Origin of the sequence: Aquimarina sp. I32.4 (assembly GCF_002924285.1) — a bacterium.
GTDB lineage: Bacteria > Bacteroidota > Bacteroidia > Flavobacteriales > Flavobacteriaceae > Aquimarina.
Genome location: NZ_PGUB01000096.1, coordinates 1 through 17,040, shown reverse-complemented (window position 1 = coordinate 17,040; position 17,040 = coordinate 1). Strand labels below are relative to the sequence as shown.

General features: G+C 33.3%; 15 protein-coding genes. 5 read left to right on the top strand and 10 right to left on the bottom strand.

The annotated features are described in order from the left end of the window. Window positions 1–232 precede the first annotated feature (232 nt). The 3 genes from CVD18_RS17705 (at window position 233) to CVD18_RS17695 (ending at window position 3,717) form a co-directional block, all read left to right on the top strand. The gene (locus CVD18_RS17705) at window positions 233–604 is read left to right on the top strand and encodes a BlaI/MecI/CopY family transcriptional regulator (protein WP_103866751.1); all 372 of its coding nucleotides are present in this window, start codon (window positions 233–235) and stop codon (window positions 602–604) included. Beyond that, window positions 601–2,508 carry a M56 family metallopeptidase gene (locus CVD18_RS17700; RefSeq protein WP_103866749.1) on the top strand — a complete coding sequence of 636 codons (1,908 nt, stop codon included), beginning with the start codon at window positions 601–603 and terminating at the stop codon, window positions 2,506–2,508. The genes CVD18_RS17705 and CVD18_RS17700 overlap by 4 nt, the downstream gene beginning before the upstream one ends. Before the next feature lie 108 nt (window positions 2,509–2,616). Then, the gene (locus CVD18_RS17695; protein WP_103866748.1) at window positions 2,617–3,717 is read left to right on the top strand and encodes a DUF4407 domain-containing protein; all 1,101 of its coding nucleotides are present in this window, start codon (window positions 2,617–2,619) and stop codon (window positions 3,715–3,717) included. A gap of 52 nt (window positions 3,718–3,769) precedes the next feature. On the opposite strand, the gene CVD18_RS17690 is transcribed toward CVD18_RS17695, so the two are convergent. The 5 genes from CVD18_RS17690 to CVD18_RS17670 all read right to left on the bottom strand — a co-directional run bounded on the left by CVD18_RS17690 (window position 3,770) and on the right by CVD18_RS17670 (window position 10,426). Next, complete coding sequence (locus tag CVD18_RS17690; protein ID WP_369858739.1) at window positions 3,770–5,053, bottom strand: NAD(P)/FAD-dependent oxidoreductase; 1,284 nt, start codon at window positions 5,051–5,053, stop codon at window positions 3,770–3,772. Then, the gene (locus tag CVD18_RS17685; RefSeq protein WP_103866744.1) at window positions 5,050–6,060 is read right to left on the bottom strand and encodes a 4-hydroxyproline epimerase; all 1,011 of its coding nucleotides are present in this window, start codon (window positions 6,058–6,060) and stop codon (window positions 5,050–5,052) included. The genes CVD18_RS17690 and CVD18_RS17685 overlap by 4 nt, the downstream gene beginning before the upstream one ends. Next, window positions 6,053–7,789 carry a DUF885 family protein gene (locus CVD18_RS17680; protein ID WP_103866743.1) on the bottom strand — a complete coding sequence of 579 codons (1,737 nt, stop codon included), beginning with the start codon at window positions 7,787–7,789 and terminating at the stop codon, window positions 6,053–6,055. Before CVD18_RS17680 ends, CVD18_RS17685 begins: the two co-directional genes overlap by 8 nt. A gap of 29 nt (window positions 7,790–7,818) precedes the next feature. Further along, window positions 7,819–9,402 (bottom strand): aldehyde dehydrogenase (NADP(+)), encoded by a 1,584-nt coding sequence (locus tag CVD18_RS17675; protein ID WP_103866742.1) that lies wholly within the window; start codon window positions 9,400–9,402, stop codon window positions 7,819–7,821. Window positions 9,403–9,499: 97 nt separating this feature from the next. Next, complete coding sequence (locus CVD18_RS17670) at window positions 9,500–10,426, bottom strand: dihydrodipicolinate synthase family protein (protein ID WP_103866741.1); 927 nt, start codon at window positions 10,424–10,426, stop codon at window positions 9,500–9,502. A 165-nt stretch (window positions 10,427–10,591) separates the two neighbouring features. On the opposite strand from CVD18_RS17670, the gene CVD18_RS17665 reads away from it, so the two are divergent. Continuing rightward, window positions 10,592–11,452, top strand: a complete 861-nt coding sequence (locus CVD18_RS17665) for an AraC family transcriptional regulator (RefSeq protein WP_103866740.1) — start codon at window positions 10,592–10,594, stop codon at window positions 11,450–11,452. 13 nt (window positions 11,453–11,465) lie between these two features. Here CVD18_RS17665 and CVD18_RS17660 read toward each other — a convergent pair whose 3' ends face one another. The 5 genes from CVD18_RS17660 to CVD18_RS17635 form a co-directional block, all read right to left on the bottom strand. Then, window positions 11,466–12,698: a phytanoyl-CoA dioxygenase family protein gene (locus CVD18_RS17660; protein WP_103866739.1), complete on the bottom strand. Its 1,233-nt coding sequence runs from the start codon at window positions 12,696–12,698 to the stop codon at window positions 11,466–11,468. Window positions 12,699–13,131: 433 nt separating this feature from the next. Beyond that, window positions 13,132–13,683, bottom strand: a complete 552-nt coding sequence (locus CVD18_RS17650; protein WP_103866738.1) for a hypothetical protein — start codon at window positions 13,681–13,683, stop codon at window positions 13,132–13,134. Between the two features lie 28 nt (window positions 13,684–13,711). Next, window positions 13,712–15,367, bottom strand: a complete 1,656-nt coding sequence (locus CVD18_RS17645; protein WP_103866737.1) for a WG repeat-containing protein — start codon at window positions 15,365–15,367, stop codon at window positions 13,712–13,714. A gap of 68 nt (window positions 15,368–15,435) precedes the next feature. Continuing rightward, window positions 15,436–16,215 (bottom strand): class I SAM-dependent methyltransferase, encoded by a 780-nt coding sequence (locus CVD18_RS17640; RefSeq protein ID WP_369858733.1) that lies wholly within the window; start codon window positions 16,213–16,215, stop codon window positions 15,436–15,438. A 123-nt stretch (window positions 16,216–16,338) separates the two neighbouring features. Further along, on the bottom strand, window positions 16,339–16,674 hold the full coding sequence (locus CVD18_RS17635) for a helix-turn-helix domain-containing protein (RefSeq protein ID WP_103866736.1): 336 nt from the start codon (window positions 16,672–16,674) through the stop codon (window positions 16,339–16,341). Between the two features lie 69 nt (window positions 16,675–16,743). Between CVD18_RS17635 and CVD18_RS17630 the strand changes: the two genes are divergently transcribed. Then, window positions 16,744–17,028 (top strand): hypothetical protein, encoded by a 285-nt coding sequence (locus CVD18_RS17630; RefSeq protein ID WP_103866735.1) that lies wholly within the window; start codon window positions 16,744–16,746, stop codon window positions 17,026–17,028. Window positions 17,029–17,040 lie beyond the last annotated feature (12 nt).

Here is a 17,040-nt window from a genome sequence, read left to right as displayed (position 1 = left end):
AAATAAGCTCTGTAAACTGTTTTAAAATAATCGAATCTCAATATTACGGCTTCAAATGAAAAAAGCGATTAAATAAAATCAATGTTTATTTAATCGCTTTTTTCTAGTCATTGCTGAAAAAGTTAAGCTTTTTCAGTGCCTTCCCAGTAGAGCGGTCTTTTTTTGTTTAAATAATTTGGAAATATGAATTTTTATTCTACATTTGTAGAGTTAATTCTAATTATGTAGAGCAATGCAGTTATCAAAGACCGAAGAACAAGTAATGCAATATCTCTGGAAGCTAGAAAAAGCTTTTATGAAAGACTTGTTAGATTGTTTTCCTGACCCCAAACCCGCAACTACCACTGTAGCTACATTGTTAAAAAGAATGAGAGATAAAGGGTTTGTAGAGTATACTTTATATGGTAAATCAAGAGAATACTATCCATTGGTAAAAAAAACAGATTATTTTTCTAAACACGTAAATGGATTGATTAAGAATTTCTTTAACGATTCGGCATCACAATTTGCATCCTTTTTTACCTCAGAAACTAATTTGTCTACCTCAGAACTAGAGGAGCTTAAAAAGATAGTAGATCAACAAATTAAAAAGCAAAAGCAATGATGGTATATATCCTAAAATCGTCCTTATGCCTAGCATTGTTATGGATTTTTTATAAGTTGTTTTTAGAAGAGGAAAACCTACATCATTTTAAGAGGTTTTTCCTTCTGTTTAGTTTAATTTTTGCATATACAATTCCGCTGATTACTATAACTTATGAAACAGATACTATAGTAGAAGTTGCAGATACGCAATCACCAGTTACCTACGTGATATCGTCAACAGAGGTTCCAATAGAAAAAACACCAGAAGATTACTTATCAATTCTATTGTGGGCAATCTATGGGGTTGGATTTCTGGTTTTTACGATCAGATTTATAATGAATCTATCTCACCTGTTTAAAAAAGTAAGAATTAACGAAAAAGAAAAAGAACATTCACACATCAATGTTTTACTTGCAGATACGATTATCCCTCATACATTTATGAAGTATATATTTGTTTCTAAAAAAGAATTTCAGCAAAAAAATATTCCACAAGAAGTAATGATGCATGAGAAAACTCATGTGCAACAAAAACATACATTAGATATACTGTTTGTAGAGATTTTTCAGATTATTTTTTGGTTCAATCCTTTGTGGTTTTGGATAAAAAAATCAATCAAATTGAATCATGAATTTCTGGCAGATCAAAAAGTGTTGAATCAAGAATTTTCAATACTTGAGTATATGAACATACTTGTTAATTATCCAAGCAGCCCTTATCAAGCTGTAATAGCAAGTTCTATTAATTATTCATTAACCAAAAAACGAATCGTTATGATGTCACAACAATTTTCTAAAACCCGAACTACAGTTCGATTATTACTACTAGTACCTCTTTTATTAGGATGCATGCTATTGTTTAATAACAAGATGATAGCGCAACAAAAAAGTATGGAGAGCAAAACAGCAGTAGCTCCAACTCACCCTGATAAAAAAATAAAAATTCGTATCCAGAATGAACAAATTTTGGTAAATGGTACCGCAACAAAACTGGCTGGCTTTGCAGGAACCATTGATCAAGTAACACAACAATGGAAAGACAGCGAGTTAACAGAATTTCAATTTGATGTTCAAATTATGAATTCAAAGGATGAATTTGTTCAAAAACTTAATCAAGCTTATAAAAAGACGAGGTTGTACAAAGCAAATCCTGATAATCACGATTTGATTCCGCCACCACCGCCACTTCCAGAAGTGCCAGTAATTAAGAGCAGTGCAAGTAATAAAGCAACTGCTCCAGTATCTCCAAAAAACAAACATATTATAGTTCCACCACCACCGCCAACTTCACCAGCAGAACCCTCACCTGTAGTAGATATTGATATAGAGGAGATAAACAAAGAGATAGCTCAAGCATTGCAAGAAGTAGAACAGGTTCATATAGAAGCGGCGGTAGAAAAAGAAATAGCGATGGAGGAGATAGAACGTGCAATATCAGAAGTAAAACATGCTCAAATAGAAAAAATGATAGATGTTGAGCAGATAGAACAAGAAGTAGAAATGGCAATTGCAGAAGTAGAATATGCACAAAATATTGCCATAGAAGCATCACATGCGGCTAGAGATCGAGCGCATATGATGAGGGACAGAGCCATAAGAAATGCAGAAAGTCAAAGGCATGAAGCAAGGGAACGAGTAATGATTCATGCAAAGAAAGCTAGAGAACAGGCAAGAGTTGCAATGAAAGAAGCAGAACATACTAGAGCAAAAGCGTACAAAAAAAGTGAGAAAGCAAGGAAACAAGCAGAGAAAGCTCGCAGAAAAGCACTAGACGCAGCCAGAAAAGTCCGTAATGAAGCCAGAAAGGAAGCTATGGAAGTTAGGAAAGAAGCTATTGAGGCACGAAAAGAAGCACAAAAAGCAAGAATGGAGGCGCAAAAGGCGCGGAATGAAATTTTAGAAAAAAATAGAGAAAGAAGATAATTAACACACTCTTTTAATAACTAAAACTCCTGTCTCAGGAGTTTTTTTATGCAACATTTGTTTGTAAATCAGCGTTGTATATAGTATCAATCAAAATACCCTTAGATTATGTTAAAACGTTTTTTTATTTTATGCTCTGGAGCCGATAAAAATATATTGGCAGATTGTTCTGATGGAGAACAAAACAAATATGCAGGTATTGGAGCTACCGTTTTCTTTACAGCAGTAATGGCTTTTATAGCATCTAGCTATGCGTTGTATACCGTATTTGATAATTACTATACAGCTACTTTTTTTGGTTTTTTATGGGGGATATTGATCTTTAATCTAGATCGATTTATAGTCTCCACCATTAAGAAAAAGAACAGTTTTATAGATGAGCTTATACAGGCTTCTCCTAGAATTATTCTAGCTATAATTATCGCTATTGTTATTTCTAAGCCTTTAGAATTAAAGATTTTTGAGAAAGAAATTGATCGTGTTTTATTAGAGCAAAAGAATGGTCTCACCCTTACCAATAAAGAGCAAATTGCCAAACAATATAATCCTAAAATAGTAGCTATTGATTCTGAGATAGGAGCCCTTAAACAAGAGATAATAACCAAAGAAACAGAAGTGAATGGGTTGTATGAAACTTATATAGCAGAAGCAGAAGGAAGAAAAGGAACTGAGTTGATAGGAAAAGGACCTGTTTATAAAGAAAAGCGCGACAAACATGACGCTGCGTTGATAGCATTAACAGAGCTAAAGAAAGAAAATATAGAGAAAGTAACTGCCTTAGAAACTCAAAAAATAGCATTAGCTGTTGAGTATGACGATCAAGTAACAAAATCACAACCTATAATTGATAATTTTGATGGGTTAATGGCTAGAGTAAATGCCTTGAACGAGTTACCCTGGTTACCTTCATTTTTTATTTTTTTGCTATTTCTGGCGATAGAAACCTCTCCTATTTTTGCAAAACTTTTTTCACCCAAAGGAGAATATGATTTTAAATTAGAAGATATAGAGAGTGAAGTTAGAACGTGGGTTGTTCAAAAAGACAACCAACGAAAAAAGTTGTTAGAAACCGATCATGTAATCAATGATAAAGTATATGGCGACCTTACAGAAGAAGAAGAACTATATGCCTATAAGAAAAAGATAGCTAGAGAAATGATGAAAAAGCAACAAGATGCCTTTTATAAAAGACAGACGGGAATTTTGTAATATGTAAACATGAGTTTTGTTAATTACCTGTAATAAGAAAGTGGCATATATTTTAGAATTTACGATCAGGATGATACGCATCAAGACTTAATGACGGTTTTTGATCAGCAATAATTTCAGAGACCAATTTTCCAGTAGCGGTTCCCATAGTCCACCCCATCATAGCATGACCCGTGGCAATCGTGAGATTAGTACATTTGTTAGATCTACCAATATAAGGTAGCCCATCAGGAGAAACTGGTCTAAGCCCTGAGACAGCGGTTTCTTTTTCGGTAGTAGAAAGGTGAATGCTAGGGTAATATTGTTTTACAGCATTGACGATTGTTTCTACTCGTACCTTATTAATTGTCTGATTAATTCCAGCAATTTCCATTGTGCCAGCAAATCGAGTAAACCCTTGCATTGGAGTAACAGCTACTTTGGCTTCTGCTAATATAGCAGGCGTGGTGATCCCTAAGTCTCTTTGAGAATTTATACAATATCCTTTTCCTGCTTCTAGCAATATATTTATTCCTAGTTTCTTGCATAATTTGCTGGACCAAGACCCTGCAGTCATTACAAATTCATCGGAAACATATGATTTGGTAGCCGTAGTTATCGAATGGATTGTATTGTTTTTTATCGTAATATCAGTTACTTTTTCGTTTTTGAGTATAGTTACCCCAGAACTTTCTAGAAAAGTTTTCATCTCGGTCATAAAAGTTTGAGGCGTAGTATGCCAATCACAGTCGTAGCGCACAGCACCATTTGATTGCAATTGTATAGCAGGCTCTACTTGCTTAAGTTGCTCCTTGGTAAGAACTTGAGCAGATAACCCTTTTTTTATTGCAATCTGGCTAACTCGGATTTCTTCTTCCAACATCTTTTCAGTTTGACAAATCATCAAAAGACCTTTTTTTTCTAGATGGAAGGTGAATTTTTCTTCAGATTTGATTTCAGAATAAAGATCTCTACCTAATACAGCAATATCTTTAATAGCAGTAGTACCACGCGCTACATTTTTTACAGAACAAGATTTATTAAACGCCCATACCCATCGTAAAAAATCAGAGTTAAATCTCGGTTTTATAAATAACGGACTAGTGGGGTTAAACATCCATTTCAAACCTTTTTTCATTACCCCTGGTGCGGCGAGAGGGATAATATGACTAGGAGCAAGATATCCAGCATTGATATAAGAAGCACCAAAATCCATAGTTGATTGATCAATGACCGTAACATGATGTCCTGCTTTATGTAAATAATATGCAGTGCATAAACCAACGATTCCTCCACCTATAATAATAACTTTTTTACTCATGATAGTATGTACTAACTCTTTTTTATAATATCTTATATAACTTGAAAACCATATGCATACGGATCATCTTGATCATCGATTGTAATGGTGTTATATCCATATATTTTTGCCCAGCCTTGTATGCTTGGTATGATGGCAGGAATATTATTTAATGTTGTTTCTTCTTCAATTCTACCTATAAAAGTACTTCCGATAAAGCTTTCGTGTATAAATTGCTCTCCTTTTTTAAGTTTCCCTTTGGCGTATAGTTGAGCCATTCGTGCAGAGGTTCCTGTTCCACAAGGAGAGCGATCTATCGCTTTATCACCGTAAAAGACTGCATTTCTGCCAGATGATTGAGAATTAATAGGAGTGCCAGTCCAAAGAATATGACTTACATCTTTTATGGTATTATTTTCTGGATGGATAAACATTTCGGGGTATTTTTTCTGAATATGATCTCTTACAACCTGAGAGTATTGAATTAATTTGCTGGCAGTAAAATCCTGAACTCCACTGAAATTTTTTTGTGTATCTATGATAGCATAAAAATTTCCACCATAAGAAACATCAAAAACAAGTTCACCTAGTTCTGGACACTCTATAGTAAGACCTTCTGCCGCCAGATAAGATGTTACATTTTTGAGCTTTACCCAATCTACTTTAGTATCCGTTTGCTGATATTCTATTTCTACCAGTCCCGCAGGAGCTTCCATTCTTATTTTTCCAGGAGTTTTGGGGTGTATCAAGCCTTTTTCAATTGCAATGGTAATGGTGCCAATAGTACCATGACCACACATGGGTAAACATCCCGAGGTTTCTATAAACAAAATAGCAAAATCATTATCGGGATGATGAGGTTCAAACAAAAAACTACCACTCATCATATCATGACCTCGAGGTTCAAACATCAATCCTTTTCTGATCCAATCATACTCAGATAGAAAATGCTGTCTCTTTTCACTCATTGTTTTACCAATCAGTTCTGGTCTTCCTGTAGTTACTACTCTTACAGGATTTCCACAAGTGTGCGCATCAATACATTTGAAAACGGTTTTAGTCATTTTTTGTCTTTTCTATATAATCATTAACTCTGGTTTCCAGAATAGAGAGTGTGACAGTACCTTGTTCTAATATAATTTCATGAAATTCACGAATATCAAATTTATTACCCAATACTGTTTCTGCCTTTTGACGTAGCTCTCTGATTTTCAATTCTCCTATTTTGTAAGATAAAGCTTGTCCAGGCCAAGAGATATAACGATCTGTTTCTGTTTGCACCTCGTGTAACGATAAAGCAGTATTTGAAGCCATAAAAGTGATGACTTGTTCTCTGGTCCAGCCTTTGGCATGAATTCCTGTGTCTACTACCAAACGACATGCGCGCCACATTTCGTAAGTGAGTTTTCCAAAATGTTCGTAAGGTGTGGTGTATAATCCCATTTCTTCTGCAAGAAACTCAGAGTAGAGCCCCCATCCTTCGCCATATGCAGATAGGTATAAATTTTTTCTAAATTGAGGAATACTATCTCCTAGCTCATTATTTAAACTTCCTTGCAAATGGTGTCCTGGTACAGCTTCATGTACAGTCAATGAAGGTAATGTGTACAATGTTCTGCTAGGTAAATCATAGGTGTTTACCCAATAATATCCAGGTTCTGTGCTATTGGCTTTGGTTCCTATATATCTACCACTAGTATATTTTGGTGCTATTGCATCAGGAACAGGAGCTACTCCATAAGGTTTTCGGGGTAATGTTTTAAAAAAACGAGGCAACTGTTCATCAGCACGTTTTGCAATATCTCTGGCAATCATAAGCAATTGATTGGGGCTTTTTGCATAGAATTGCTCATCGGTGCGTAGAAAATTGAAAAAATCAGCAAAACTTCCCTTAAAGTTAAGCTCTTTTATGATTGTTTCCATTTGTGATTTAATTCTAGCAACCTCCTGTATTCCGATCTTATGAATATCATCTGCTGTATATGTCGTACTGGTAGTATAAAAATTGATTCTATTTTGATAATATTCTTTACCATTAGGAATTTCAGAAACACCTATAGAGGTTCGTGTTTTTGGTAAATATTCAGTTTCAAAAAATGCTTTTATTCTTTTGAATTGAGGGATAACCTGAGATGCGATTACTTCTTTTGCGACTACAGTTATAGAGTCTTTTTGAGATTGATTTAATGTTGCAGGTAGGTTTTTAAAAGGAGTATAAAAATAGCTGTCTTGTATACTATCTACAATATGATCATTATATGTAGATTCATATCCCTTAAAAATCACTCGGGGTTGTGAGACTCCTTTTTCTAAACCTTCTCGCAGATTTACAAAATGTTGATCTACAAATACGGGAATAGCGTCAAGTTTATTCAGATATTCTTTTACCTGTTGAATATTGGTCAATGGTTTGACTATAAAATTGAGATTATTATGAAATCCAGAATCTGATAATAGTGGGTTGAGATATCCTTTGAATGTATAAAAATCTACAGTCTGTTGTAAGGTGAATTTTAGTAAATTTAATGAGATAAGATCAGTTTCTTTCAGCCCAGTAGGATCTATGTTGTTTAATAGGTCGATCTTTTCTTGAGCATAATCAGCCTCTGCTTTATAATATGCTTCGGTAAAAATTCCTAAAGGATATTTCTCTTCATCATAACTTTTTCTTTCTTCAATCTCTGTAATGATTTGATCTAATAATGTAGCGGATGATTTTTTCTCCTCTTGCTGCTTACAACCAAAGCAAAAAAGCAATGTAAGTACTATTGCTATGTGTTTTGTATATGTCATTCTCCTATGTTTTTGCAATACCTAAAAAATTAGATAGTATGATTTGTATGAATACCATCAATTAGTCTTGAAATATTTAATGGATTTTTGTTTTTAAGTGCATCAGGTAATAAAATGTCTGGCCAACTTTGATAACTAAATGGTCGTACCCAACGTTTGATAGAATTGGTGCCCACTGCGGTAAACCGACTATCTGTAGAGGCGGGATATGGCCCTCCATGTACCATAGCAGGGCACACTTCTACTCCTGTAGGGATACCATTAAAAATAATTCTTCCTACTCTGTTTTTTAAAGCATTGATTACAGTATCATATGCAATAACCTCTTTATCATGACTTATGATTGTTCCTGTAAGCTGCCCCTCAAGAGAGTTGATGATTATAGTAAGTTGTTCTATATCTTTACATTGTACAACCATAGAATATGGACCAAATATTTCTTGATGTAAGGTTTTGTTTTTCAAAAACGTTTCTCCCTCTACAGTAGTTATGGTTTGTCGTGCATGATTTATCGCAATAGTGTCATCAAACTCTGCAGTAACAGATAATCCAGTTTGCTGCATTGCATTTGATCTGTTTTGTTCATAATTACCTATAATAGTAGGATGTAGCATACATGATGGTTCAATTTTGACAATTTCTTCTGAAAGAGCAGTTATAAAATTATCCAAGGACGCTCCTTTGATTCCTAGAATTAAACCTGGATTGGTGCAGAACTGACCAGTTCCTGTAGTTATAGATTTAGCATATGTTTTGGCCAATTCAGCTCCTTTGGTAGTAATTGCTTCTGGTAATACTATTACAGGGTTTATACTTCCCATTTCTGCAAAAACAGGAATAGGTTCTGATCGGTTTGAGGCTATGTCTAATAAAGCGCGACCCCCTTTGATGCTTCCTGTAAAACCAACAGCTTTTACCTTGGGGTGTTTTACCAATTGAACTCCAACCTCTATTCCTGCGCTATTGAGATTAGAGAATACACCATTGGGCATTCCTGTTTTTGTAACAGCTTTATTGATCGCATAGGATATAAGTTCTCCTGTTCCAGCATGCATGGGGTGTGATTTTACAATCACAGGGCATCCAGCTGCTAGTGCCGAGGCAGTATCACCTCCTGCTGTAGAGTAAGCGAGAGGGAAATTACTTGCCCCAAAAACAACTGTTGGGCCAAGTGGGATTAGCATTTTACGAATATCTTGTTTAGGAATAGGACTTCTGGTAAGATCAGCAGTATCTATAGTTGCTTCTACCCAAGAACCTTCTGCTACCAGCGTAGCAAAAGCTCTTAATTGTCCTATGGTTCTTCCTCGTTCTCCTTTGGCTCTGCCTTCTGGTAACCCAGATTCAGACATGTATGTTTCTATAAGAAGATCACCCAACGCCAAAATTTCATCTGCAATTGCGTTGAGAAATGTAGCTTTCTTTTCACCCGATGTATTTTTATAAACGTCAAAAGCTTTTGAGGCTAGTGATACTGCTTGTTCAATTTCTTGTTCTGAAGCTTCAAAAAAGATAAGTGAATTCTCAATATTTAACTTTGGGTTAAATGTTTTGTAAGTTTTTGTTCCTAAGGCAGAAAGCTGATTTCCTATATAATTTTTTCCTGTGATCATATGTGCTAATGATTTAATATGAAATGAGTCTATTCTTTTTAAAGCATATCAAATAATGCTATTTATGGTTCTTGTTTACTGTAAACAAGATAAAATGTTAGCTAGTTAGTGCTATATTTTTGTATTCAGGTAATTTGGGTCTGGTTTTTAATCCATGTTCAATAATCGCTACTACTTTTTTACGCTCTTCTCCAACAAGAGGTAATCTGGGAGCACGTACGTTTTCTGTCCCGATACCAGTAGCTACTTCTGCTAGTTTTATATTTTGCACTAATTTAGGGTTTATATCTAATTCTAGCAATGGCAAAAACCAACGATAAATTTTTAAAGCTTCTTTGATACGACCTGCTTTTTGAAGTTCATAAATTGCTACTGTTTCTTTTGGGAAAGCATCTACCAATCCTGCAACCCAACCATGAGCCCCCATCAATAAACTTTCTAGAGCAAGGGTGTCTACACCACAAAGAATTTTTAATCGATCTGCAAAGCGGTTTTTGATGCGTGTAACATTAGAGATATCTCTTGTAGATTCTTTTACAGCTTGAATATTGTCTAGAGATATTAATTCTTCAAACATATCCATAGTAACCTCAATTTTATAATCAATAGGATTGTTATAAACCATTATGGGTAAAGTTGTACTTTTTGCAACTTCCTTAAAATAAGCTATGGTCTCTCGATCTCCAGCCTTATATCGCATTGGGGGAAGTATCATCAAGCCACTAGCACCGTCTTCTTTTGCTTTTTGTGCTGCGAGAATTGCCCCTTTGGTAGTTTGTTCTGCAATATTAGTAATGACTGGGATTTTGTTATTAACGATATTTACAGTAACTCTGGTGAGAATTCTTTTTTCATCATCACTCAATGTACTAGCTTCACCCAGAGTTCCACCAAGAATAACCCCATGTACTCCTGCTGCTAGTTGTGCTTTGATATTGACTTCGAACATTTTTAAGTCTAAGGTGTCGTCATTATTAAATTTGGTAGTTACTGCGGGCATTACCCCTTTCCAATCTATTTTCATCGGTTTATATTTTTGATATTCAGCAATCAGATAGTGTTTATTCAAAGATATTATGAAAGTGAGTAAAGAGTTATTATCAAATTAACCTCATGTAATACTATATTACCTTATATTACTAGTAATTGTATAATTATGATTAATATTGAGTAAGATATGGTGTAAGAGATGAAAGTATTACCTTTTAAAATAGCAAAACACGCAACAGATACATTAATCGTTCAAGAGGATCGGGGAATGTCTTTTTATGATAAATTTCATCAACATGAAGAGATTCAGATATCATTTATTGTAAGTGGAGAAGGTAGTATGATTGTAGGAGATACAATTGCAGAGTATACACCAGGAGATATTTTGATTTTTGGGTGTAATGTTCCTCATGTCTTAAAGAGTGCTCCTTCTCTGATGGAATCCTATATGATTTCTCTTTTTTTTACTAGAGAATCGTTTGGAACTGTTTTTTTTGATCTTCCTGAATTTTTTGATTTATCAGGTTTTTTTAAGGATTTAGTGTATGGTATTAAAGTGTTTTCTGAAAAAGAAAAACTAAAAGAGTTATTTTTTGAGATTGTTGAAAAACAAGAAAAGCTAGATCGATTTATTGTTTTTTTGAAGATCTTGAAAATATTAAAAGAAGCTAAAACAAAAACGATATCTTCATTTGTTTCAAAAAGAGCGTATACAGATAATGAAGGAAAACGAATGGGAAAAGTTTTTCAGGTTGTAATGAATGAGTTTCATAGAGATTTCTCTTTGCAAGAGATTGCAGATTTGACACATATGACTCCTAATGCTTTCTGTAGATATTTTAAACAACGTACCAATAAGACATTTTTTCAATTTTTGATAGAAATAAGGGTAGAACATGCTTGTAGATTATTATCTAGAGAGCGAGAGACTACTATTTCTGAAATTTCATATCGTTGTGGATTCAAAAACGTATCCAATTTTAATAGAAAGTTTAAAGTGATAAAAGGTATGACCCCTTCTAGCTATAAACAACAACAACTAGAATCTCATTTTAAATAATCTTTCTCATTTTTTATACTGATGGATATTCAGCGATATTATTATTGGTTTTTGAGCTTTTAGGATTTCCAGTTACGGGAATAGAAGGTTCATTATAAACATTATAGGGAATACCACCTCCTTTGGTAGGCAATATAGAGGTAGATTCATGTTTAAAAATATGAACATCTGATCGGGTATATCTTCCAGCTAATGCCAAACGTATCTGATCATCACTGGTATTTGCATAAGAAGCATGTGTATTTAAGGAGGTAAATATAATGGCTTCTCCTGCTTTCATTTCCAGATCTCTAATAGTGATATTTTCAAAAAGGGAAGGAATTGTTCTTTTTATCTTTTCAAATATGAGTTGGGCTTTTTTAAAATTCCCTGTGGTATACCAAATGGTTTTTAATGTCTTTATAATTTCAGAATAAGGCAATGACATGAGATATCCTAATAAGTCATCTTGAATATTGGTCACAATTCTTTCAAAATAGCCATCTGTAAATGAACCTTCTACTACACGTAGGCATCCTGTTTTCTTATTAGTATCGCGTAGTGCAATCCATACAGTTAATTGTGCAAGTGCAGGATGGGTGGGTTGAGTAGGTTCTAGTTTTGGTTTGCCATCAGATTCACGAAATGTGCCAGTTTGATGCCAAAAAGTACCTTCTTGACCTGGTTTTTTTTCAAAAAACTGTGATCGCCAACATAGTAAATCATCACCAAGAATACTTTGTAGCGGTTGTGCAATTTTTGGATGCACAAGGACATTCCATAGTTTTTGGTATTTAGATCCTTGAAAATAGCCTAAATAATTAATAGAATAATCATCAAAGGCTTTTAGAGAATCCAGAATATCATCGCCAAAGAGAGTAGTTTTATGAAAGTTGTTTTTGAATAAATCATCACTTTCACCAGCGAGTTTTTCTGCTTCTTTTTGGTCTATTACCCGAAAAGGTCCATGAACACCACTTTCTGAAAATTTTTCTATTTGTGATTCTGTAAGATAATTTTCGCCTTCCTGCTCTTGTCTTTTAGTACCTAAGATATCAAACTTGCCAAGATCGTTGTCTATGTTGGCTAATAAATCAAAACCTTTACCAAACATGAATCGGATTGGTTTGATGATAAATTTAAGTATAGTAATAATTATAGCGGAGCAATGCACTCTTAACATTTTGAGTGGATTCAATCTAGTCTTAGCCCAATAATGATCCAAATCCTCATAACCATCCATCATTGTGTGGTCTTTTGTATTCATTTGTTGTATTATTTATAAATTAAAGATGTAGGACATTCTACATAACGCAATATGTGTTCTTGTAGATGGATTAATTTATAAACGGAATCAGTGGCTTTTTATTGATTTTTGAAATAGTTAAAATTTTGTTATTCAGTGATTTTATATAATTTTGAGTGTGAAATTATTCTTATCACGTTTTAAAAGGAGAAATTCAGATACGTTGTCGATCCCTATTCATACATATATATGATGTTGAAGATGTACAAATTTTGAAGAGGAGTTATTTTCAAAGATCATGCTCATATGCATTTGGAATACCTTAGGAGACTAGGTGATGGCAATTCGATGAATTTTATTGAGATACCATGTATTTCATACTTATCTAATAAACAGACCTCCAATTTCAGAAAAACCTACTTTGATTTTATCATTCATCTTATTGCAAAAGTTGTTATTTGGTGTCAGAAGTTACTCTGTTAATTCTAAGGTAATCACTTACACTTGGATCTATAAATATTGTTTCTCCTGTTTCAAAATCTTTTATTGTAGTAAAATCATGATCTCTAAAAAAAGGATGATCAAAAAAGTCATGTAAATCTATCCCAAAAATAGATATTTGCCCAATCAAGTGTTGTGTTTTTATCCTATTGCTCAATTTGTTTTGTTGTATCAAGTAATTTGCAACTCCGTTATGCATTGCAGCATATCCAATACAATTTGCTTTTCTTGATGTATATAATAGATTGGGGTTTCTAGATGCTTTTTTGGTAGAAAAGTGTAATGTTGTATTTGTAATAGTAGTAGCTATATCTGCAATTTGATGTATGTCAAGAAGTTTGTTTTCTACTTGTTTTTGTATTTCTTTTTGTAAATTTTTATTTGTTATTGTTATGGTTTCTCTTTTTCCTACTTGAGAGTAGTGAATTAAATTTCTGTAAATCCAACCTCTGCAGAGGATCAAAATAAGGATTGATATTCCGATTATTTTTAAGGATTTATGCATAAGAGTTCTTAATTTTTGGTGATTAGTTCTAATCCTCAGGAATCATGGCTTTATCGGTAATTTCTTTTCCATTCTTATCAAAATAATAGTTGTTACCATCGCGTTTTAGTTTTTCTATATCCTCTAAAAAGTAATAAGGAACTTCATCAAATTGTATAGGGACGATTATATTACCTTTTGTATCAATATACCCATATTTTCCATACAAGGAGACTCGTGCTCTTTCATTATTAAACAGCGCAGCTTTCTCATATATACATGGAATGATTATCTCACTGTTGGTATTAATATATCCCCATTTATCATCTTTTTTTATAGCGACAAGGTCGTTTCCAATATTTTCGTTGATATCATCATATACTGGTGTCGAAATTTTCGTGCCATTGGTATCAATAAAATAAAAAGATGAATTGTATGTATCTTTTACCAGAGCATACCCTTTTTTAGAAAAATTGGATGCATATGCATATCTAAATGGAAGTATCATTTTTCCGTTACGATCAAAAAAAGCACAGATACTCTTACCCTCGTTAGTGTAGTCCTTTACTCTGAAAAAACCATTTTCAAAAACTGAAATAGTCTCATATTCAAAAGGGATTATGGTATTTCCTAAGCTATCAAGAACACCTTCTCGTTGATAAGAGAAGGTTTTTTTCGTTTTTTTTAATCTTTCTATTTCTATTGAATCGGCATTTTTACGACCATAAATAAAACCATCTATAAAATGTGATTTAAATCGATACAAACAAGGGATGATTTCTTTTCCTTGTTTGTTTACAAAACCACTTACATACCCCAATTTATCGTGATCTGCAGTTACCTCGATTAATCCATTTTCTTCATCTAAACGGTTAATAGAATAGTATTTATCTAGAGGGATAATGATATCACCATCATAAGTATAGGTTCCTGATGTTCGGCCTCGTCGCACTTCTATCATAGCTGCTTTTTCCCAAATCCTTGCTTGATCAAAGATTACGGGTATAATTTCTTTGCCAGTACGGTCTATAAAACCACTAGTTTTATACCCCAAAGCACAATCACCAGAAACCTCGATACGGCATCCAATAGAAACTTTTGCCAGTCCGTTTTCAAAATCCTGAGCATTACAGTATTTCATCTCTGTAAGAGGTTTCCCCTCTTTATTAATAAATCCCCAAAGATCATTTGTTTGTACGGCTGCAAACCCTTCAGAAAAAGATTTAGACCAACCGTATTTAGGAGGGATAACGAATTCTCCTTTTTTATTTATATACCCGTATTTATAATCATCATCTATTTTGATACTTACCTCCGCTAATCCTTGTGAGAAATTAGAAACAGATACATATGTATATGGTATAGCGAGTTCTCCTTTTTTTGTAATATATCCCCAGAGATCATTTTTTACTACAGCAATTAACCCTTCTGATAAATAATATGCGTTACTGTATTCGAAGGGGATTACTACTTTACCAGTATAATCTATAAAACCATACTTACCATCTTTACTGGCTCTACATAATCCATTAAAACAAGTTCCTCGACCACAGTCATAAATTCCTTGAGTTATCTGAATAGTTTTATTAAGAAAAAGAGCACATTTTTTGTTTTCCGTTTGCCTGAAATCAGGGATTGTATCTTGAGCAAAAAGACCTCCGCAATAGAGAATTGTGAATGCTATTTGTAGAAAAACTATTTTCATTAGGGATTTTATAGATATGACTCATTTTTTTCTGAAGATAACAAAATAATATTGGTACTATATTACTATCAAGTATAAGAGACCTTCTTTCTGCCAACAAACCTGATCACAGAGCCTTTACCTATATGATATTTTCCTTCGTTTAATAAAACCTCTTCTTCTTCTAAGAATGTTATTTCATAATTTTTAAAATCCTTTATTATTTCTTCTTTAGAGAATAGTACGTCTATCTTTTTTGGCCCACCAACTTTGGGATTGATAGTATTGTAATGCAAGTGTTTTTTGCTAAATGCTTCAAAAACAACAATACCTCCAGGTTTGAGATAACTGTCTAGTTTTTGATGAAACATAGATTTTTTATCCCCCGAAAAATGAGCATATATTAACCCAATGGCATCAAATGTTTCGTTTTTAAACTCAAGATGCTCTAGGTCATCAACTAGATACTCAAGTGATACCTTACATTCTTTAGCAAGTTGTAATGCTTTTGATTGCGCTTCTATACTTTGATCAAAAGAGGTGACCTTCCACCCAATTTGAGCAGCAAACACCCCATTGCGACCCTCTCCATCGGCAGGCATTAATAATGTTCCTGGTTTAAATTTTGAAAGCCATTTTTTAAAAAAAACATTTGGCTCTTTGCCATAAGCAAACCCCTTTTCTTTATATCGATCATCCCATTTTTGTAACATAACTTTTTTTTTAATTATTATTGACATTGTTATACCATTTATACTTGCAAAAATAACTCTCAATATATTGGATAATTCAGGTTTATCAATAAATTTTAATGCCAAATTAATTCGGTAGATATATTCTTTTTCTATTTCATTTTTTGAGTTATTCATTTTTTACCTGTTTTACTCTTATCTGTATATTCTGTATCAAGATAAGGTTCAAATAAGTAATTTTAATTTAAGATAGGTTAAAAATAGAAGTAAGGTTTTATGTTAATGAGTTTACTACATAAATCAGCTTAAGTGAATATTTCCCCATTTAGACATTTTATAAAGAATAGCCATAAGACTTTGCCCTCTTGTAGATAGACTATATTGGCTTTTTCCTTTTGTTTTATTTTTAAGAATCAGTGCATCGGATTCTAGTTGTTTGAGTTGATATGCTAATACTCTGTCTGTAATGTTGGGGAGTATGTTTTTGAATTCTTGATATGATAATTTACTATCAGATAATGAGAATAATAATGAAAGTTTCCATCGACCACTTACTATCTTTAATGTTTTATGAGCATTGCAGAATTGTTCTAACTTTCTTTCATTTTCAAAGTTTGTAGAAGTTGTTTTTCTCATTACTAACAATTTTGTAAGTAGTAGTATCTACTACTATTATATAATACTTTTATGCAAAAATAGATGTTTATGAAAAATAACCTATTGAGTTTTCATCACTATAGTATCAAAGCTTACGATTTTGAAAAAACAATTGAATTTTATAATCAGCTTGGTTTCCAAAGTGTTCATCACTGGTCTTTGCCAGAGTTTGATTTGAAAAGGTGTGAAATGCTATATAATGAAGTAGCAAATACTTATATTGAGATATGCGATAGAGATGCAAATTTTCCTACTCAGGGAAGAAAAATTAGGCTTAGTTATGATTTGTATATGTTTTATCTTAGCCTAAATTTTATTTTTGATGATTCCTGAAGATTTCAAAGA